This is a genomic window from Roseovarius tolerans (assembly GCF_900109855.1).
GTDB classification, from domain to species: Bacteria; Pseudomonadota; Alphaproteobacteria; order Rhodobacterales; family Rhodobacteraceae; genus Roseovarius; species Roseovarius tolerans.
Window position 1 is genome coordinate 25,275 of record NZ_FOBO01000009.1, and the last position, 19,815, is coordinate 45,089.

The window sequence follows — 19,815 nt, forward strand, 5'->3', positions numbered from 1 at the left end:
TTGCTGCAAGTATCCCGGGGGAGTCGCGCGCAGGCGCGACGGGGGCAGCGCCCCTTAATCCAACACATCCACGGCGCGCGCGCCACCAATTTGACATTAGGCCGTCCAGCTGCGGCGCGATGCTGAGTTCCACAGGCTCCAGCCATCGTGCGGAACGAGATCGGCCCTGCGCGTGTGGGGGCGGCGATGGTGCCGTGCTTGTCGGCAACCGACAGATGGTCGCTGATCGAGACCATGATCGAGGACAGGAAATGCCGCGGTGCAGCGAATTTGCCGTGCGGCACTGCGAAACAAATAGGCAGGTTGCACCAAAACCGCCCAAAAAAGCGGCTGCGCGCTGCATATAACGCGCCACCAAGCGCCAATCATTGGCGCAGCCTCATCTTGCGATGTTGGATGACGCTGCCCGATAGGGCGAAAATACCGACCAGCGGCCCCGGTCCGGGCAGACTAGAAACCGCTGGACGGCAACAACACACAAGATGCTGCCGCGCAAGCCTAGCAGCGGGAAATCGGCTTGGAAAGCCGCCCCGTGCCGCCCGCGCAGCCCTGACATGGGAGTTTCCGAGAGATGAAAACCAAGACCCTGATGGCGAGCCTCGCCACGACAACTGCACTCTTTACCGCGCCCGCACTGGCGCAGGACTGCCCTGTGAAGGTGGGTGTGCTGCACTCGCTTTCGGGCACGATGGCAATCTCCGAGACCACGCTCAAGGATACCGTCCTGATGCTGGTCGAACAGCAGAACGCAAAGGGCGGTCTTCTGGGCTGCGAGATCGAGGCGGTGGTGGTCGACCCCGCCTCAGACTGGCCGCTTTTTGCCGAAAAGGCGCGCGAATTGCTGACCGTGAGCGAGGTCGATGTGATCTTCGGCTCCTGGACCTCTGTGAGCCGCAAATCGGCGCTGCCGGTGCTGGAGGAACTCAACGGGCTGATGTTCTATCCCGTCCAGTACGAGGGCGAGGAAAGCTCGAAGAACGTCTTTTACACCGGGGCCGCGCCCAATCAGCAGGCGATCCCGGCGGTGGATTATTTCCTCGAGGAACTGGGCGTCGAGAGCTTCGCGCTTCTGGGCACCGACTATGTCTATCCCCGTACGACCAACAACATCCTCGACGCCTACCTCAAGTCCAAGGGCATCGCGGATGAGGATATCTTCGTCAACTACACCCCGTTCGGCCATTCCGACTGGGCCACCATCGTCTCGGACGTGGTCGCCCTCGGGGCATCGGGCAAGCAGGTGGGCGTGATCTCGACCATCAACGGCGATGCCAATGTCGGCTTCTACAAGGAACTGGCCGCACAAGGCGTCGATGCCGCCGATATCCCCGTGGTGGCCTTTTCGGTCGGTGAAGAAGAGCTTTCGGGCCTCGATACCGCGCCGCTCGTCGGGCATCTCGCGGCGTGGAATTACTTCCAATCCGCCGATACCGAGATCAACGCCGAATTCGTCGAGGCATGGAAGGCCTATGCCGGCGATGAGCGCGTCACCAACGACCCGATGGAGGCGCATTACATCGGCTTCAACATGTGGGTGAATGCCGTGACCGAGGCGGGCACCACCGATGTGGACGCGGTGCGCGAGGCGATGTGGGGGCAGGAATACCCCAACCTCACCGGCGGCACGGCGGTGATGAACGCCAATCACCACCTCTCCAAGCCGGTGCTGATCGGCGAGATTCGCGATGATGGTCAGTTCGACATCATCAGCCAGACTGCGGAAGTGCCGGGCGATGCCTGGACCGACCACCTGCCCGAGAGCGCGCCGCTCAAGAGCGACTGGAAGGAGCTGGGCTGCGGCATGTACAACACCGAGACCGGCACCTGCGTGCAGATGACGTCGAACTACTAAGCTGCCGGGCCGCGCGGACGACACCCGCGCGGCCCCCTTTTCGCAGTTTTCCCGCTCAGGACCGAACCGACCATGCGTTTCACCGCCCTCCTTGCCCGCGCCGTGGCGCTGCTGATCATCGTCGCCTGCGCTTTGGTCTTGCGCCCGGATGAGGCAAGGGCGCAGGCCACGTTGCAACCGCTCCTGCAAGAGCACCAGGCCGATCTCGCCAAGCCCTCGCGCCAGACCATTGGCCCGGTGATCGCGGATCTGCTTGCGTCGGATCACTCCGGCATGGCCGATTTCCTGCGCAAATGGGAGGCGCGCGAGGTCTATCTGCGCCCCGAGGACGGCCTGTTCTTCTATGCCGAGGAGGCGGGCGGCAGCCTGCGCCTCATCGACATCGACAGCGGCGCGGCGGTGGCCGAAGTGGGCAGCCGCGACGTCGACCAGATCCGCCCCAATGCGGGCGTGCGCCGCGAACTCGCCGCCGCCCTCGTACCATATGAGTTGAACGCCCCCGACCCCGCCCGCCGGGCAGAGGCACTGGAAGCCATCACGCGCAGCGCGGATGCCAGCCAGATCGCGCCGCTGGCAGGTAGCATCGAGAGCGAGACCGACCCCACGCTCAAGACCCGCAAAGAGCGCCTGCTCACCCTGCTCGTCGCGCAATTCGGGGCGACCAAATCCGAGCGTCTCGACGCCATCGCCGGGCTTGGCGGCGATACCAGTATCGAGGCGCGCAGCGTGCTCAACCAACTCACCGCCACCCGCGACGGCGTGGCCGAGACCCTGCCGGACGACATCAACCTCGCCCGCGTGCTGGAGGTCGGCACCGACCTCACCGAGGCCGAGGCGCATGACCGACTGGTCGCCGCAGACCTCGCCCCGCCGCGCCAGACCGCGACCGACCTGCGCGACGTGCTGGCGCAACATATCGTGGATGGCAGCGTCGGCGGGGTGCCGCTGCACCAACTCGACACCACCGCCGCCCGCGCCCGCGCCTACGAGGCGCTGGAACAGGCAGGCACGGTGCCGCCCCGCGCCGCCCCCGACGAAGTGGCGCAGGCCGTCGCCGCCCATGCGTTCTACGCCGAATACCTGCAACCCGACCCGCAGATCACGCAGGCCGCCGAGGACGCGCTCGCCGCCACCTCGCGCACCCTCGGCCTTTACCAGACCGCCGATCTTGTGCTCGACGGACTGTCGCTCGCCTCGATCTTCTTTCTCGCGGCCATCGGCCTCGCGATCACCTTCGGCGTCATGGGCGTGATCAACATGGCGCATGGCGAGTTCATCATGATGGGGGCCTACACGGGTTATGTCGTTCAGCTTTTCATCCCCGATTACACCGTCAGCCTGCTCATCGCCCTGCCCTTGGCCTTCGCCGTCACCTTCGGCGCGGGCGTCGCGATGGAGCGGCTGGTGATCCGCCATCTCTACACAAGGCCACTTGAGACGCTGCTTGCCACCTTCGGCATCTCCATCGCCCTGCAACAACTGGCCAAGAACATCTTCGGCACGCAGGCGCGGCCCCTCACCGCCCCCGACTGGCTGGGCGGGGCGATCACCCTCAACGATATCGTCAGCATCTCGACCATCCGCGTGGCGATCTTCGTCCTCGCCCTCATCTTCCTCGCGCTGCTGCTCTACATTCTCAAACGCACGCGGCTGGGGCTGGAGGTGCGGGCAGTCACGCAAAACCCCGGGATGGCCGCCTCGATGGGGATCAACCCCGACCGCATCAACATGCTGACCTTCGGCCTCGGCTCCGGCATCGCGGGGATCGCGGGCGTGGCCATCGGGCTCTATGCGCAGGTCACCTCGGAAATGGGCGCCAACTACATCGTGCAAAGCTTCATGACGGTGGTGGTGGGCGGCGTCGGCAATGTCTGGGGCACGCTCGCAGGGGCCTCGCTGATCGGGTTCCTGCAAAAGGGGATCGAGTGGTTCAACCCGTCGAACACGCTGGCGGCGCAGACCTACATGGTGCTGTTCGTCATCCTCTTCATCCAGTTCCGGCCCAAGGGCATCGTTGCCCTCAAGGGCCGCGCGGCGGGGGACTGAGCCATGAGGAAACCTGACATCACCCCGCGTCGCAGCTTTCTGGCCGAGAATCCGTCGGTCATGTGGTTCCTCGGTCTTCTCGGCCTCTTCACCCTCGGCGTCACCGTGCTGGCCGAAGGGTTCGGCATGGCGCTCCTCTCGACCTCGATGGTCAAGATCCTCGGGATGACGCTCTGCCTGTGCCTCATTGCCGTGGCGATGGACGTGGTCTGGGGCTATTGCGGCATCCTCAGCCTGGGGCATTTCGCCTTTTTCGGGCTGGGTGGTTACGCGATCGGCATGTGGCTGATGTATGCCCGCACCGAAGGCATCGTGGTGGACTCGCTCGCAAACGCCCCCATCCCACCCACGCAAGAGGAGATCAACGACGCCATCGCCACGCAGATTTTCGGCGTGGTGGGCAGCAACGAGTTGCCGCTGAGCTGGGCGTTCGCCGACAGCCTTTTCATACAGCTTCTGTTGGTGGTGCTGGTGCCGGGCCTGCTGGCGCTGGTCTTTGGCTGGCTGGCGTTCCGCAGCCGCGTCACTGGCGTCTATCTCTCGATCCTCACACAGGCGATGACGCTGGCGCTGTCGCTCTACCTCTTTCAGAACGACACCGGGCTGCGCGGCAACAATGGGCTCTCGGGCCTGCAAAACATCCCGGGCCTCCTGCACCTGCCGCAATCCACCATCGCGCTCTGGTTCTTCTGGGCCTCGGCCGCAGCCCTTGGCCTGGGCTATCTCTTCTTCGCCTGGCTCATATCGGGCAAGTTCGGCTCGGTCATTCGCGGCATCCGCGACAATGAGAACCGCGTGCGCTTTCTCGGCTACCATGTCGAAAGCTACAAGCTGGTGATCTTCACCCTCACCGCAATCGTCTCGGGCCTTGCCGGTGCGCTCTATTACCCGCAGGCGGGCATCATCAACCCCGCCGAAATCGCGCCCATCGCGTCGATTTACCTCGCCGTCTGGGTCGCCATCGGCGGGCGCGGGCGGCTTTATGGCGCGGTGATCGGGGCAGCGGTCGTCAGCCTCGCCTCAAGCTGGTTCACCGGCGGCGGCGCGCCCGATATCGACCTCGGCTTCTACACGATCAACTGGACCGACTGGTGGTTGGTGCTTCTGGGCCTCGGCTTCGTCGCCGTCACGCTGTTCTTCCCGCGCGGCATCGGCGGGCTCTTTGACATGCTGGTGAGGAAATCATGACCACCCTTCTCGAAGTCTCCGGCGTCTCGGTCACCTTCGACGGCTTCCGCGCCATCAACAACCTCTCGATTCAGGTGGCAGAGCCGGAACTGCGCGCGGTGATCGGCCCCAATGGCGCGGGCAAGACGACCTTCATGGATATCGTCACCGGCAAGACGCGGCCTGACGAGGGCCGGGTGATCTGGGGCGAGAAAAACATCTCACTTCTGGGAATGAGCGAAAGCGCAATCGCGCGGGCGGGCATCGGTCGCAAGTTCCAGAAACCCACCGTGTTCGAGGAACAGACCGTGCGCGAAAACCTCGCCATGGCGCTCAAGAACAAGCGCGGGCCGTTTGACGTGCTGCTCTATCGTCGTTCGTCAAAGGGGGCCGCACGCATCGCGGAATTGGCCCAGGAAATCGGTCTCGCGGACGACCTGCCCCGCCGCGCCGGGGACCTCAGCCACGGGCAAAAGCAATGGCTGGAGATCGGCATGCTGCTGGCGCAGGATCCGCGCCTTTTGCTGGTCGATGAGCCCGCCGCCGGGATGACCCCCGCCGAACGCGGGCACACCACCGATATCCTCAAGCGCGCGGCGCAGACCCGCGCCGTGGTGGTGATTGAGCATGACATGGAATTCGTCCGCCGTCTCGATTGCAAGGTGACGGTGCTGCATGAGGGGTCGGTTCTGGCCGAAGGCAGCCTCGATCACGTCACGCAAAACCGCGAGGTCATTGATGTTTATCTCGGGAGATAATCCATGCTGAGCGTCGACAGCCTCACCCTGCACTATGGCGCCTCGCAGATCCTCTATGGCGTCAGCCTCACCGCCCGGCCTGGCGCGGTGACGGCGGTGATGGGCACCAATGGCGTCGGCAAGACCAGCCTGTTGAAGGCCATCGCCGGGCGGCATCCCTACTCAGACGGGCGGATCAGCCTCGACGGGCGCGACTTGCCCCATCTATCCGCCGCGCAGGCCGCGCAATCGGGCATCGCCTATGTTCCGCAGGGACGCGAGATCTTTCCGCTGCTGACGGTCACCGAGAACCTGCAAACCGGCTTTGCCTGCCTGCCGAAATCCGATCACACGATTCCGGCGCGCATCTATGAACTGTTCCCGGTGCTGGAGCAGATGCGCGACCGGCGCGGCGGTGATCTGTCGGGCGGGCAGCAGCAGCAACTGGCCATCGCCCGCGCCCTCATCGCACGCCCCCGCGTGCTGTTGCTCGACGAGCCCACCGAGGGCATCCAGCCCAATATCATCAAGCAGATCGGCGCGGTGATCGGCCTTTTGCGCGACGAGGGCGAGATCGCCATCGTGCTGGTCGAGCAGTTCTTCGATTTCGCCTATGATCTGGCTGACGACCTGGTGGTGCTCAATCGCGGCGAGGTGCGGCTCTCGGAGCCTGCCGCGATGGTGGAGCGTGAGCGGCTGTTGCGCGAAGTGTCCATTTGATGGGCGATTTGCCTGCTATTTGGGCATATGGGCATCGAGGATGCGTGCAGCACATGCAAGTCCACGGCCCACCGCTGGCGGTCCCGCGCGAGGGCGGTAGCCTCGGGCGGACCTTAGTACGAGACTCTGCATGACCGCCTGCCCCGTCCCCTCCCCGACACAGGAACGCAGCTTTGGTGCCGCGCATGTGACGCTGTTGCCGGGGCCGAATGGCGGGCGGCTTGATCGCCTGCATCAAAAGGGATCGGCCAAGGCATTCCTGCATCCCGGCCCCTCCGGCCCCGAAATCGTACTGCTCAACACCTCGGGTGGGCTGACAGGCGGTGACGTTCTTTCCTACAGGGTCGATCTGGCGGCGGGATGTCGCGCCACCGGCACCACGCAGACCGCCGAGCGCGCCTATCGCAGCACTGGCGAGGCAGCGCGGGTCACGGTGCATCACCGGGTCGCGTCTGGCGCGCATCTCGACTGGCTGCCGCAAGAGACGATCCTGTTCGACGGCAGCCATCTGGCCCGCGAGACGACAATCGACCTGGCAAAGGATGCATCCTGCCTGATCCTCGAGTCGATTGTCCTTGGCCGCGCCGCCATGGGCGAAACCGTGACGCGCACCACCCTGCGCGACACCCGCCGCATCATGCGCGAAGGGCAGCCGGTTCTGGTCGAGCCGCTCCACCTCGCCACCGAGGCGCTAACCGCTGGCCCCGCCGTCCTGAACGGCGCGCGCGCCTTCGCCACGCTGGCGCTTGTGGCGCAAGGGGCCGAGGACGCCGCGTCTCGCGTGCGGGACTTGCTGGATGAACCCGGCGTCACCGGCGGTGCGTCGGGCTTTGACGGCAAGCTGGTGATCCGCCTGATGGCCGGTGACGGCTGGCCGCTGCGCCGTCAGATCATGCGGCTGGTCAGCGCCCTGCGCCCTGGCCCCCTGCCCCGCGTCTGGCAGAATTAGGAGACACGCGATGAACCTCACCCCCCGCGAAAAGGACAAGCTGCTGATCAGCCTCGCCGCCATGGTCGCGCGCGGCAGGCTCGCGCGCGGCGTCCGGCTCAACCATCCCGAGGCGGTGGCGCTGATCACCGATTTCGTGGTCGAGGGCGCGCGCGAGGGCCGCAGCGTGGCCGACCTGATGGAAGCGGGCGCGCATGTCATTGCGTCCGAGCACTGCATGGAGGGCATTCCAGAAATGCTGCATTCCGTGCAGGTCGAGGCGACATTCCCCGACGGCACCAAGCTGGTGACCGTCCATAACCCCATACGCTGAAAGGATAATTCTGATGCGCTACATCCTCGCCGTTCTGCTGCTGACACCTTCACTGGCCTCTGCGCATCTCGATCCTGCGGCGCATGGCTCTTTCGCTGCCGGGGCGACGCATCCGCTCTTCGGGGCGGATCACGTGCTTGCCATGCTGGCTGTCGGGCTGTGGGCCGCAGTGCTTTCGGGGCGCGCGATCTGGCTCTTGCCGGTGGGTTTCGTCACGGCGATGGCGGTTGGATTTGGCGGCGCGCTGCTCGGGCTGACCCTCCCGGCGGTGGAGCCGCTGATCCTTGCCTCGGTGCTGATCCTGGGGCTGCTGGTGGCTCTCGCCGTGCGGCTGCCGGCGGTTTGGGCTGTCGGTATCGTGTCGGTATTCGGTCTGTTTCACGGCGGCGCCCATGGCGCCGAGATCGGGGCGGCAACGGCGTTGGACTATTTCGCGGGCTTTGCCATAGCAACAATGGGTCTGCATCTCGCGGGCCTTGCTCTGGGGCTGCTTGTCATGCGTCTTGGCTCGCAAAGCGTGGTGCGCGGGGGCGGCGGGCTGGTCGCGGCGCTCGGCGCGTGGCTTGTGGCCGCAGGATGAGGCGTAGATCATGATCCCCGGAGAACTCATTCCCGCCGAGGGCGAGATCACCCTCAACGATGGTGCGGAGGTCACCGTGCTGGAGGTCGCCAATACCGGCGACCGGCCGGTGCAGGTGGGCAGCCACTACCATTTCGCCGAGGCCAATGCCGGGCTTTCGTTTGACCGCGCCGCCGCGCGCGGGCAGCGCCTGGACATTCCCGCAGGCACCGCCGTCCGCTTCGAGCCGGGGCAGAGACGCGAGGTGCGGCTTATTCCCTATGGCGGCGCGCGGCGGGTGTTCGGGTTCAATCAAAAGGTGATGGGAGACCTCTGACATGGCCACAACCATCCCCCGCGCCGCCTATGCCGCCATGTATGGCTCCACCACGGGCGACCGGCTGCGGCTTGGCGATACCAACCTGATCATCGAGGTCGAGCGGGATCTCACCACCTATGGCGAAGAGGTGAAATTCGGCGGCGGCAAGGTGATCCGTGACGGCATGGGGCAGAGCCAGATCCCCCGCGCGGGCGGGTCGATGGATACCGTCATCACCAATGCGCTGATCGTCGATCATCAGGGGATTACCAAGGCCGATGTCGGCCTGCGCGACGGGCTAATCGCGGCCATCGGCAAGGCGGGCAATCCCGATACGCAATCGGGTGTCGAGATCGTCATCGGACCCGGCACCGAGGTGATCGCGGGCGAGGGTCGCATCCTCACCCCCGGCGGGTTCGACGCGCATATCCATTTCATCTGCCCGCAACAGATCGAGGACGCGCTGCATTCGGGCATCACCACCTTGCTCGGCGGCGGCACCGGGCCCGCGCATGGCACGCTCGCCACCACCTGCACGCCGGGGGCGTGGCATATCGGGCGGATGCTGCAATCGCTGGATGCCTTTCCGATGAATTTCGGCCTGTCGTCCAAGGGCAATGCGAGCCAGCCCGAGGCTTTGGTCGAAATGGTCCGCGCCGGGGCCTGCGCGATGAAGCTGCACGAGGATTGGGGCACGACGCCTGCCGCCATCGACTGTTGTCTCAGCGTGGCCGACGACATGGATGTGCAGGTGATGATCCACACCGACACGCTGAACGAGAGCGGCTTTGTCGAGAACACCCTCGCTGCCATGAAAGGCCGCACGATCCACGCCTTTCACACCGAGGGCGCGGGCGGTGGGCATGCCCCCGACATCATGAAGGTGGTGGGGTATGAGCATGTGCTGCCGTCCTCGACCAACCCGACGATGCCCTATACCGTCAACACGATCGAGGAACATCTCGACATGCTGATGGTCTGTCACCACCTCGACAAGGCGATCCCCGAGGATGTGGCCTTTGCCGAGAGCCGCATCCGCCGCGAGACGATTGCCGCAGAGGATATCCTGCACGACATGGGCGCGTTCTCGGTCATGGCCTCGGACAGTCAGGCCATGGGCCGCGTGGGCGAGGTGATCATACGCACCTGGCAGACCGCCGACAAGATGCGCAAGCAGCGCGGGCGGCTGGCGGAAGAGACCGGCGACAACGACAATGCGCGGGTGAAACGCTATATCGCGAAATACACCATCAACCCGGCGATCGTGCACGGAATGAGCGCCCATATTGGCAGCATTGAGCCGGGCAAGCGCGCCGATCTGGTGCTGTGGAGCCCGGCGTTCTTTGGCGCGAAGCCCGAGATGGTGCTGATGGGCGGCACAATCGTGCTGGCGCAGATGGGCGATCCCAATGCCTCGATCCCGACGCCGCAGCCGGTCTATTCGCGACCGATGTTCGGGGCCTATGGGCGGTCGCTCGAACGGTCCTCGGTGCTGTTCGTCTCGGAGGCCGCGCAAGCGGACGGGATCGGCGCAGCGCTTGGACTGGCCAAGGAGACGGTGGCGGTCTCGAACACCCGCACCATCACCAAGCGCGACATGATCCACAACAACCTGACGCCCGAGGTCGAGGTCGATCCCGAAACCTACGAGGTGCGGGCGGATGGCGAATTGCTCACCTGCGAGCCTGCCTCTGAGCTGCCGCTCGCGCAACGCTATTTCCTGTTCTGAGGCCATGCCATGACCGACCTGCCCGTTGCCCGCCACCTGCTGCCGCACGCCCCTGACCGGATCGCCGATACGGTCGTGCTCGACTATGACGCGCGGCTGATGCGGCGCAAGCGGCTGGTGGGCAAGGCCGGGCTGACCTTTCTGGTCGATCTGGCGGAGGTGACCAATCTGGACGATCACTGGGGCTTCGCACTCGACGATGGCCGGGCGGTGGCGGTGGAACCGGCCCCCGAAGACCTGATCGAGGTGCGCGGTGATCTGGCGCGGCTGGCCTGGCATATCGGCAACCGGCACACGCCCTGCCAGATCGGCGCGGATCATCTGTGCATCCGCCGCGATCATGTGATCGAGGCGATGCTGGGGCATCTGGGCGCGGATATGACCCCCGTCACGGGACCGTTCCGGCCCGAGGGCGGGGCCTATGGCAAGGGTCGCACGATGGGGCATGATCATGGGGGACATGACCACGGCCACACCCATCCCCACGCCTGATGCTCACGCCCGCACATCTTACTCTCACCCAATGGCTCTCCCCGGCCTTTCCGACCGGGGCCTTCGCCTATTCGCACGGGCTGGAGCATGAGATCGCGACGAGGGTGGTCAGGGACGCAGCCAGCCTTGCGGCATGGCTGGAGAACATCCTGCGGTTTGGTGCGGGCTGGCAGGATGCGGTGCTGCTCAGCCACGCGCTGGAGGGCGGGTGCGACGCGCTCGACGATCTGGCCCGCGCCCTCGCGCCCTGCGCCGAGCGGCTGCAAGAGGGGCTGGAACAGGGGGCCGCATTCGCCCGAACCGTCAAAGGCATCACCGGGCGCGCGCGGCCACCCAGGATGCTGCCCGTGGCGGTGGGGGAGGCCGCCGCGCCGCTCTGTCTGGCCCGCGAGGACGTGATCGCGCTCTATCTGCAAGGCTTTGCCGGGAACCTCGTCACCATCGGTATCCGCCACGTGCCGCTTGGTCAGACCGAGGGGCAGGCCGTCCTCTCATGCCTTGCGCCGCTGATCCACGATTTGGCACATCGCGCCGCCTGCGCGCCGCTCGACACGCTCGGCACATGCGCTCTTGCGGGCGACCTCGCGGCGCTGCAACATGAGGGGATGGATGTGAGGATTTTCAGGACATGAGCGCACATCGCATGAATGGCCCCCTGCGGGTGGGCATTGGTGGCCCGGTCGGGGCCGGAAAAACCACGCTGACCGAGGGGCTGGCGCGGGCGCTGGCCCATCGCTGCTCGATGGCGGTGATCACCAACGACATCTATACCCGCGAGGATGCCGAGGCACTGGTGCGTGCGCAGGTCCTGCCCGCCGACCGTATTCGGGGGGTGGAAACCGGCGGCTGCCCGCACACGGCGATCCGCGAGGATGCTTCGATCAATCTCGCCGCCGTGACCGACCTCAACACCGCGTTTCCCGATCTCGACCTGGTGCTGATCGAGTCGGGGGGCGACAACCTCGCCGCCACGTTCAGCCCGGAACTGGCCGATCTGACAATCTATGTGATCGACACCGCCGCCGGGCAGGATATCCCGCGCAAGCGTGGCCCCGGACTGACGAAATCCGACCTGCTGGTGGTCAACAAGACCGACCTCGCGCCGCATGTCGGCGTTGATCTGGTGCAGCTTGAGGCCGATACGGCGAGCGCACGCGGATCGCGGCCCTATGTGCTTGCGCAGTTGCGCAGCGGCGCGGGGCTCGATCAGGTGATCCGCTTCATCGAGGACGAAGGCGGCGTTCCGCTCGCCCCCTGATCTCGGCCCGCGCATTCTCGGACTTGTATTTACTCTCTGATCCGCCCATCATATTCATAAATTCGAATTTTAAGGGAGGATATCATGACATTCACCAGACGCCGGATGCTGGGGGCGATGGGCGCAGGCGCGCTCTGCGGCTTGCCTCGCGGGGGCTTTGCCGCGACCGAAACCACCCTTGGGCAGGCCACGATCACCACGCTCAGCGACGGGCATCTCGTGCTGCCGCGCGATTTTCTGCTGGGCGAGCTCGACCCGGCCAAGGCCGCGCCGGTGCTGGCCGAATTCGGCATCACCGGCGACACGATCGAGCCGCCCTGCAACCTGACCCTCTACCGCGACGGCACGAACACGGTGCTGTTCGACGCGGGCTCCGGCCATGCCTTCATGCCGAGCGCAGGGGAATTGCTCGACGCGCTCGACGCCGTGGACGTTACGCCGGATGACATGACCCATGTCATCTTCACCCATGCCCATCCCGATCACCTTTGGGGCGTGCTTGACGATTTCGACGATCCGGTCTTCACCAACGCGGCCCACATGATCGGACAGGCCGAATGGGACTACTGGACCGACCCTGCCACCGTCGACAGCATCGGCACGGCGCGCGCCAGCTTTGCCGTGGGCGCGGCCCGCCGTCTGGCCGCCATCGAGGACCGGCTGGACTTCATCAGCGGGGGGCAAGAAGTGCTGCCTGGCATCATGGCCCATGACACGCCCGGCCACACGCCCGGCCACATGGCGTTTGAGCTGCGTCAGGGGTCAGAGGCCGTGATGGTGGTGGGCGATGCCATCGGCAACGGGCATCTTGCCCTTGCGCGCCCCGGTTGGGCCAGCGGCTCGGATCAGGACGCCGATCAGGGGATCGCAACACGCGTGCGCCTGCTCGACCAACTGGCCACCGACCAGATGGCGATGGTCGGCTTTCACCTGCCCGAGGGCGGTCTTGGCCGGGTGGAGCGCAACGGCGACGCCTACCGCTTTGTGGCGGAGGTCTGAGCCGATGCGCAGCCTCCTCATAGCCGCCCTTTTCGCTGCCGCCCCCGCGCTTGCCAGCGAGGACATCGCCGATCAATACCCCGACTCGTTGCTCTATTCCAAACCGGTGGAATTCATCCCCGGCGTCTGGTCCGCGATCGGCGCCACCGCCCCCCCCACCTACGAAAATGCGGGCCATAACAACAACCTAAGCTTCATCGTCACCGGCGCGGGCGTCGTGGTGATCAACGGCGGGGCCTCGTATGGCCTCGCCCGTGCCCTGCACGAAGAGATAAAGACGATCACAGATCAGCCCGTCACCCATGTGTTCAACGAAAACGGCCAGGGTCATGCCATGCTGGGCAATTCCTACTGGGTGGAACAGGGCGTGCCGGTGATCGCACATGAGGACGCGTTGCACGAGATAGAGCAATACGGCGGAACCGATCTGGAGACCGCCCGCCGTGTCACCAAGGAGCGCGCCGAGGGCACCGAGGTGGTGCCGCCGACCGAGACGTTCTCGGAGGACTACACGCTCGACATGGGCGACACCCGCATCGAGGCGCGGTATCTTGGCCCGGCCCACAGCCCCGGCGATATCGTGATCTGGCTGCCCAAGCAGAGCCTCGTGATCTCCGGCGACATGGCGTTTCACGAACGCATGCTGCCGATCTTTCCGGAGACGATCACCCGCGACTGGCTGGAGACATGGGATGCGGAGTTCGAGGCGCTCGGGGCGACCTATGTGATCCCTGGTCACGGCCACCCCACCAACATGGATCAGGTGCGGCGCTACACCAAGGGCTACCTCGAATATCTGCGCGCGCGCATCGCCGAGCATATCGACGCGGGCGGCGACCTTGCGGATGCCTATTACGTCGATCAGTCGCCCTACACCCATCTCGACACGTTCGAGGAACTGGCGACCAAGAACGCGGGCCGGGTCTATGAGCAGATGGAGTGGGAGTGAGCGCGCAGCCCGCCGGGCTGACCCTTCCGGGTCAGCTCAGCACGCCATCGGCGCCCAGCACGCTCCGGCCGCGCAGGTAGGGGTGCAGGACCTCGGGCAGGCGCACCGACCCGTCCGCCTGCTGGCCGTTTTCCAGCACCGCGATCAGCGCGCGCCCCACGGCCAGCCCTGAGCCATTCAGCGTATGCACGAATTCCGGCTTGCCGCCGCCTGCAGGCTTGAAGCGGGCGGTCATCCGCCGGGCCTGAAAATCGCCGCAGACCGAGACCGATGAAATCTCGCGATACATGTTCTGTCCGGGCAGCCAGACCTCGATATCGTGGGTGCGCCGCGCGCCGAATCCCATGTCACCGGTGCAGAGCGCCACGGTGCGATAAGGCAGGCCAAGCCGTTCGAGAATACCCTCGGCGCAGCCGGTCATCCGGTCCAGCTCGTCGCGGCTGGCCTCGGGATGGGTGATCGAGACCATCTCGACCTTCTCGAACTGATGCTGGCGCAGCATGCCTGCGGTATCGCGTCCGGCCGATCCGGCCTCTGAACGGAAACATTGCGTATGCGCCACCATCCGGCGCGGCAGGCTGGTCTCGTCCACCGTCTCGCCATGCACGAGGTTGGTCAGCGTCACCTCGGCGGTGGGCACCAGCCACCAGCCATTGGTGGTGCGATAGCTGTCCTCGCCGAATTTCGGCAATTGCCCGGTGCCGCGCATCATCTCGTCGCGCACCAGAACGGGCGTCCACGTCTCGGTCAGGCCGTTCTCCTCGACATGCGTGTCGATCATGAACTGTGCGAGGGCGCGGTGAATGCGCGCCACCGACCCCGAGAGCACGACAAAGCGGCTACCCGAGAGTTTGGCCGCGCTCTCGAAATCCATGCCCGGCTTGACGCCGGCGATCTCGTAATGCTCGCGCGCCTCGAAATCGAGCACGGGCGGCGTGCCCCAGCGGCGCAACTCGACATTGTCGGCCTCGTCCGCGCCATCGGGCACGTCGTCCTGTGGCAGGTTGGGCATCCCCATCAGCATCTCGGTCAGCTGCGCGTCGAGATCCTTGGCCTCGGCCTGCATCGCCGCCACCTCGGCCTTTTTCTCGCCGACCAGCACCCGCAGCCGGGCAAACTCGGCCTCATCGCCGCGCGCCTTGGCGGCACCGACTTCCTTGGAGGCGCGGTTCTGATCGGCCTGCGCGGTCTCTGCCGCTAGGATCCTGGCGCGCCGCGCCTCGTCCAGGGCCAGAACGGGGCCTGACGCGTTCTGCACCCCCCGCCGCGCCATGGCGGCGTCAAACGCTGCGGGGTTTTCACGGATCGCGCGGATATCGTGCATCGGTCTGTCCTCGAACTGCCTGAGTCGTTTGAGCGCGTGATAAACCGGTTTTGCGGCCATGTGTAGGGCGGGTTGACGCGAGACACGTTCCGAACCGCGGCAGACGCAGCTTTACCTCACAACGTGCGCGCGAGTGTGCAGTCGTAACTTTGCCCGTCGGGGTCTGGCTCGCGATAGGTGGCGCTCTCGCCCTTGATCCAGATCGAGCGGCCAAAACTGCCCTCATAGCGACTTCCGGATGCGGTCGGGACAAGCACGCCCGTGTCGATCTGGTCGCCGCGCTCAAAACGGACGCTCGGCAGCTCGGTGTCGAAGAAATACGTAACGACCTCGTTGGCCGGATTGCCGTCGCAGGCCCAGATCACCGCCGAGGCGGGTGGCTCAAGCATCCATTGCGCCACCAGTTGGCCCTGACGGCGCAAATAGGAGGCTTCGACACAATCGCGCAGCGCGTCGCCCGCTTTCCAGCACTCGTCGCGGCCCTTGATCCAGCCGCGCTGATAGGCGCGCAACTCGCGCTCGCCCGCCTCGGCCCCGGCATCCGCCGCCCGGATCACCGCAACCGCCTCGTCGAACCGGCGCGCCACCAGCCGGTCGAGCCGTGCAAGCTCCGCATCGTCACAGACAAGTTTTTCCGCCGAACTCTCGGCCTTGGCGCAGTCAAACGACGGGCCTTGTTGTGCCGTGGCACCGGTGGCCACCAGCAAAAGCAGTCCGGACAGGATGTATCGCATGATCGTCTCCCTTCAGGTCGTCGGCACCATCACGGCCCCCCGGCCCAGCATCAGATGCGTGGCCATCGCGCCGATCCACATGCATCCTACGGCAACCCAGGCCGTCAGCGCAAAGATCGCGCCGCCCGACATGCCCGCGCCCACGGCGCAGCCGCCCGCGAGCATCGAGCCAAAGCCCATCAGCGCCGCGCCGATCAGATAGCGCTCCATCGGCGTGTCGGGGCCGAAGCGTTCGATCTTCCATTCACGGGTGAGCAGTGCCATCGTGGCCGCACCTGCGAAGACCCCCGGCACCAGGCCCACGCCGAACCCAAGGGGCAGCGAGGTGCTGTTCACGAGCCCCATCAGCGTGTCGGTCGAGGGGCCGGTGAAGGTGACCGAGGAAATCGAGATCACCTCGAACGAGGTCTGCGCGATCATGTAGGTCACCAGCCAGCCCAGCCCCACGGCCAGCCCGACAGCCATTCCGGCAATCGCATGGCTCAGCCGCACGTGCCGCGCGAGCGCCAGCGCAAAGCCCGCGATCAGCACCAGCGCGGCGATGCCCGCTGCGACCAGAGGGCTCATGCCAAGCTGCGACAGGATGCTGCGCGCCTCGCCGCCCGGCACCAGCCAGAGCGTTGCAAGCCCCTCGCGCGCGGGCGACAGCGCCCCGCGCAATGCCGATTGCGCCACGATGGTCAGCACCAGCCCGGTGACAAGCGCGCGCAGGTTGCCGGTGGCCGACAGCACCAGCAAACGGCTCGCGCAGCCGCGCGCGAGGATCATGCCCGCGCCGAACATCAGCCCGCCGATGATCGCGCCCGACATGCTGCCGGTGGCGGCCAGTGGCCGCGCCTCGCTCACGTCGAGAAAACCTGCGGCGATGGCCCCCTGCACCGTCAGAACGCCGGCGGAGAACGCGATGATCCAGATCGACAGGCGCGGGCCCAGCCCGCGCTCGGCCACCTCGATGGTCGCGGCCCGCAGGCAAAACCGCGAATGCTGCGCCGCCGCCCCGAAGATCACGCCAACGAGCGCGCCCGCCATCGCGAGCACGGCCCCGTCGCCGTAGGTGTCGATGAGTGTTTCCAGCATGGCAGGGTTCCATCGTGACGTTATGCTGCCAGCATACACATTCACGGGCGCGCATGTCTTGACTTGGGTCAATCAGGGGGGGCAATCCGGGCCGCGTGGGGGCGGCCCGGCACCGGTGCTTTATTCCAGCGCGTCCTGCACGATCTCGTCCAGAAGCGCCTGCACCTTCTGCATCTCGCCCTCTGGGTAGGTGCGATGGCCCACCATCACCTCGCCCTCGCGCTCGGCGACGAACACGCCGTAAGGGCAATGCGCGATGTTCATCGGATCGGCCTCCATCACCTCGCGCGACAGGGTGGCGGAGCAAAAGAGGAAGATATCCGCCTCTTCGAATATCTTGACGTCACTGCCCACATCCGCGCCGGTGCGGTTGAGCATCTCGCCCACATGGCTGGTCAGATCAATCACCAGCCCCCGGTCGAGGATGGCACTTTCGACCGCGAAGGTCGCATCGCCGAAGGTGCCGTTGAACGGGTAGGTCACCGCCTCCTGCGCCATAGCGGGCAGCGCCATGAGGCCGAAAACTCCGGCCAGAATTGTCCGTTTCATTGCCTTTACTCCTTTGTCAGACAGGCGTTCGCGCGCCGATCAATCGAACATGTCCGTGGTGATGCCCGCATACCAACCGACTGATTCCTCGTAGGTGGCCTTGCGGGTCGCCGCATCCTCGCCGGTCTGCGAGATGAAGCCGTCGACCTTGGCGATCTTTTCCTCGGTCGCCTCGTAAGTCGCGCCCACCTTGACGCCATCGTCCTCGGCAATCAGCGACCAGCAGGTATTGGTGAACTTGGCCGGGAACACCTTGGACCCGGTCAGCGCGCCGCGCACCGCCATCGCGCAGACCTTGGCCTGTGAATTGGCGGCAAAGCCGGATTTCGGCATGTCACCTTGTGCGGCGGCGTCGCCCAACACATGCACATCCGGGTCCACCTTCGACGACATGTCGGCGGCATTCACCGGCGCCCAGTTGCCCTCGGTGACGCCTGCCATGTCGGCGATGCGGCCCGCCTTCTGCGCCGGGATCACGTTGCAGATATCCACATTCTCGACCATGCCGTCGATGTCGATGGTCATCGCCTCGGTGTCGACGCTCACGTTCTCACCGCCGAAATCGGGGCCGATGCGCTCCACCATGCCGCCGTAGTGACGCTGCCAGCCTTCCTCGAAGAGCGCCTGCTTGGAAAACTTCGGCTTGGGATCGGCCACGAGGATCTTGGCGGTCGGGTTCATTTGCTTGAGCACATGCGCCACCATCGAGATCCGCTCATAGGGGCCAGGGGGGCAGCGATACGGGTTGGGCGGAGCCACCATGGCAAAGCGCCCGCCCTCGGGCATCGCCATGATCTGCGCCTTCAGGAGCTCGCTCTGCGATCCGGCCTTGTAGGCGTGGGGCATCTTGTTTTGTGCGGCCACCGACCAGCCCGGAACGGCATCCTCGACAAAATCAATGCCGGGGCTGAGAATGAGCTTGTCATAGGGCAGCACCGCGCCACCGGCGAGGCTGACGGTTTTGCTGTCGCGGTCAACGTCCACCGCCCAGTCATGCACCACGTTGATGCCGTATTTCGCGGCCAGCGTGCCGTAGGTGTGGCTGATATCCTCAAGGTCGGTGAAACCGCCGATATAGAGGTTGGAGAAATAGCAGGTGAAATAGCTGCGCGACGGCTCGACGAGGGTCACATTGATCGCACCCTTGCTGTCCTTGGCGATATAGCGCGCGGCAGTGGCCCCGCCCGAGCCGCCGCCGATCACGACAACGCGCGGCTTGCCATGCCCGTCAGCCAGCACCGCGGGTGCCGAAAGCGTGGCAGCCGCAGCGGTTCCCACGGCAATGAATTTGCGTCGGTTGAAAGTCATGGTGTCTCCTCCCAGAAACGGACCGCGTTTAGTCGAGGTCCTTGAAATAGGCCGCCAGCGCTGCGATCTCCTCGTTCGACAGGCGTCCGGCCATCATCTGCATCACCGGATGGGGACGCAGTCTATCCTTGTAGGCGTGCATTGCGATCACGAAATCCTCTTCCGGCCAGCGGGTAATCGAGGGGATGCCGAGGGCCGAGCCATCAGCCTGATGGCAGCTCACGCATTCGCTGCTGAGGTATTCGCCGTATTCCGGATCGCCCTGAATCGCGAGAATATCGGGATCGACCGAATGATCTGTGCCGATCGCCGTCGGCGCGGCCTCGGGGATGTTGGCGGGATTGTCCGAGAAGGTCCGCAGATAGGTCAGAAGGTCCGCCCGCGCCTGCTCGTTCTTCAAGCCGGGGTAGCTCATCCGGGTCTTGGAGACGAGCGCGCGCGGATTTTCGATATAAGCGTCGAGCGTCTCCAGCGTCCATGTCAGGCCATCAACGCCCGCCCGCTCCATTGACGCGGAATAGGCATAGCCGTCATGCGCCGCTGCGCGCCGCCCGAAGATGCCGTTGAGATGGGGGCCGATCCGGTCCTCGGCCCCCTGCCCGATCTGATGACAGCCCTTGCAGGCGTTGAAGGCCTGCGCGCCCGCCTCGGCATCGCCGATCAGCTCTGCCCGCGCGCCACCCGCCGCCAGAAGCGCGGCGAGCGTCAGCGCGGGCAGGAGCGGGCGCACCGTG

21 protein-coding genes are annotated in these 19,815 nt (G+C 65.6%); 15 read left to right on the forward strand and 6 right to left on the reverse strand.

Annotation, left to right across the window (positions count from 1 at the left end; genetic code table 11):
- The first annotated feature begins 571 nt into the window (after nucleotides 1-571).
- The 15 genes from urtA (at nucleotide 572) to BMX04_RS10350 (ending at nucleotide 14,089) form a co-directional block, all read left to right on the forward strand.
- A complete protein-coding gene (gene urtA / locus BMX04_RS10280) occupies nucleotides 572-1,852 on the forward strand; it encodes an urea ABC transporter substrate-binding protein (protein ID WP_074786166.1) in 1,281 nt (426 codons plus the stop codon).
- A gap of 72 nt (nucleotides 1,853-1,924) precedes the next feature.
- Nucleotides 1,925-3,898, forward strand: a complete 1,974-nt coding sequence (urtB, locus tag BMX04_RS10285) for an urea ABC transporter permease subunit UrtB (RefSeq protein WP_074786168.1) — start codon at nucleotides 1,925-1,927, stop codon at nucleotides 3,896-3,898.
- Between the two features lie 3 nt (nucleotides 3,899-3,901).
- Nucleotides 3,902-5,086, forward strand: a complete 1,185-nt coding sequence (gene urtC, locus BMX04_RS10290; RefSeq protein WP_074786170.1) for an urea ABC transporter permease subunit UrtC — start codon at nucleotides 3,902-3,904, stop codon at nucleotides 5,084-5,086.
- Nucleotides 5,083-5,823, forward strand: coding sequence for an urea ABC transporter ATP-binding protein UrtD (gene urtD / locus BMX04_RS10295; protein WP_074786172.1), 741 nt, complete (start codon nucleotides 5,083-5,085; stop codon nucleotides 5,821-5,823). The genes urtC and urtD overlap by 4 nt, the downstream gene beginning before the upstream one ends.
- 3 nt (nucleotides 5,824-5,826) lie before the next feature.
- Nucleotides 5,827-6,522, forward strand: a complete 696-nt coding sequence (urtE, locus tag BMX04_RS10300) for an urea ABC transporter ATP-binding subunit UrtE (RefSeq protein ID WP_074786174.1) — start codon at nucleotides 5,827-5,829, stop codon at nucleotides 6,520-6,522.
- 130 nt (nucleotides 6,523-6,652) lie between these two features.
- On the forward strand, nucleotides 6,653-7,471 hold the full coding sequence (locus tag BMX04_RS10305) for an urease accessory protein UreD (protein WP_074786176.1): 819 nt from the start codon (nucleotides 6,653-6,655) through the stop codon (nucleotides 7,469-7,471).
- A 10-nt stretch (nucleotides 7,472-7,481) separates the two neighbouring features.
- A complete protein-coding gene (locus BMX04_RS10310; protein ID WP_074786178.1) occupies nucleotides 7,482-7,784 on the forward strand; it encodes an urease subunit gamma in 303 nt (100 codons plus the stop codon).
- A gap of 13 nt (nucleotides 7,785-7,797) precedes the next feature.
- Nucleotides 7,798-8,364 (forward strand): HupE/UreJ family protein, encoded by a 567-nt coding sequence (locus tag BMX04_RS10315; protein WP_074786180.1) that lies wholly within the window; start codon nucleotides 7,798-7,800, stop codon nucleotides 8,362-8,364.
- A 10-nt stretch (nucleotides 8,365-8,374) separates the two neighbouring features.
- Nucleotides 8,375-8,680: an urease subunit beta gene (locus BMX04_RS10320; RefSeq protein WP_074786182.1), complete on the forward strand. Its 306-nt coding sequence runs from the start codon at nucleotides 8,375-8,377 to the stop codon at nucleotides 8,678-8,680.
- A 1-nt stretch (nucleotide 8,681) separates the two neighbouring features.
- Entirely contained in the window at nucleotides 8,682-10,391 is a 1,710-nt protein-coding gene (gene ureC / locus BMX04_RS10325; RefSeq protein ID WP_074786184.1) for an urease subunit alpha, read from the forward strand.
- Nucleotides 10,392-10,400: 9 nt separating this feature from the next.
- Nucleotides 10,401-10,883, forward strand: a complete 483-nt coding sequence (locus tag BMX04_RS10330; RefSeq protein ID WP_074786185.1) for an urease accessory protein UreE — start codon at nucleotides 10,401-10,403, stop codon at nucleotides 10,881-10,883.
- The gene (locus BMX04_RS10335) at nucleotides 10,883-11,515 is read left to right on the forward strand and encodes an urease accessory protein UreF (protein ID WP_074786187.1); all 633 of its coding nucleotides are present in this window, start codon (nucleotides 10,883-10,885) and stop codon (nucleotides 11,513-11,515) included. Before BMX04_RS10330 ends, BMX04_RS10335 begins: the two co-directional genes overlap by 1 nt.
- Nucleotides 11,512-12,141 carry an urease accessory protein UreG gene (gene ureG / locus BMX04_RS10340; RefSeq protein ID WP_082237554.1) on the forward strand — a complete coding sequence of 210 codons (630 nt, stop codon included), beginning with the start codon at nucleotides 11,512-11,514 and terminating at the stop codon, nucleotides 12,139-12,141. The genes BMX04_RS10335 and ureG overlap by 4 nt, the downstream gene beginning before the upstream one ends.
- A gap of 84 nt (nucleotides 12,142-12,225) precedes the next feature.
- Nucleotides 12,226-13,140: an MBL fold metallo-hydrolase gene (locus tag BMX04_RS10345; protein ID WP_074786189.1), complete on the forward strand. Its 915-nt coding sequence runs from the start codon at nucleotides 12,226-12,228 to the stop codon at nucleotides 13,138-13,140.
- A 4-nt stretch (nucleotides 13,141-13,144) separates the two neighbouring features.
- Nucleotides 13,145-14,089, forward strand: coding sequence for an MBL fold metallo-hydrolase (locus BMX04_RS10350; protein ID WP_074786191.1), 945 nt, complete (start codon nucleotides 13,145-13,147; stop codon nucleotides 14,087-14,089).
- Between the two features lie 31 nt (nucleotides 14,090-14,120).
- On the opposite strand, the gene serS is transcribed toward BMX04_RS10350, so the two are convergent.
- From serS to BMX04_RS10380, 6 genes are all read right to left on the reverse strand, one after another.
- Nucleotides 14,121-15,413 carry a serine--tRNA ligase gene (gene serS, locus BMX04_RS10355; protein WP_074786193.1) on the reverse strand — a complete coding sequence of 431 codons (1,293 nt, stop codon included), beginning with the start codon at nucleotides 15,411-15,413 and terminating at the stop codon, nucleotides 14,121-14,123.
- Nucleotides 15,414-15,529: 116 nt separating this feature from the next.
- Nucleotides 15,530-16,147, reverse strand: coding sequence for an MliC family protein (locus BMX04_RS10360; RefSeq protein ID WP_074786195.1), 618 nt, complete (start codon nucleotides 16,145-16,147; stop codon nucleotides 15,530-15,532).
- Between the two features lie 12 nt (nucleotides 16,148-16,159).
- On the reverse strand, nucleotides 16,160-17,224 hold the full coding sequence (locus BMX04_RS10365) for a YeeE/YedE family protein (RefSeq protein ID WP_074786197.1): 1,065 nt from the start codon (nucleotides 17,222-17,224) through the stop codon (nucleotides 16,160-16,162).
- 120 nt (nucleotides 17,225-17,344) lie between these two features.
- The gene (locus BMX04_RS10370) at nucleotides 17,345-17,773 is read right to left on the reverse strand and encodes a DUF302 domain-containing protein (protein ID WP_074786199.1); all 429 of its coding nucleotides are present in this window, start codon (nucleotides 17,771-17,773) and stop codon (nucleotides 17,345-17,347) included.
- 39 nt (nucleotides 17,774-17,812) lie between these two features.
- Entirely contained in the window at nucleotides 17,813-19,081 is a 1,269-nt protein-coding gene (locus tag BMX04_RS10375) for an NAD(P)/FAD-dependent oxidoreductase (protein WP_074786201.1), read from the reverse strand.
- Between the two features lie 28 nt (nucleotides 19,082-19,109).
- Nucleotides 19,110-19,811 carry a c-type cytochrome gene (locus tag BMX04_RS10380; protein ID WP_074786203.1) on the reverse strand — a complete coding sequence of 234 codons (702 nt, stop codon included), beginning with the start codon at nucleotides 19,809-19,811 and terminating at the stop codon, nucleotides 19,110-19,112.
- Nucleotides 19,812-19,815: the final 4 nt, after the last annotated feature.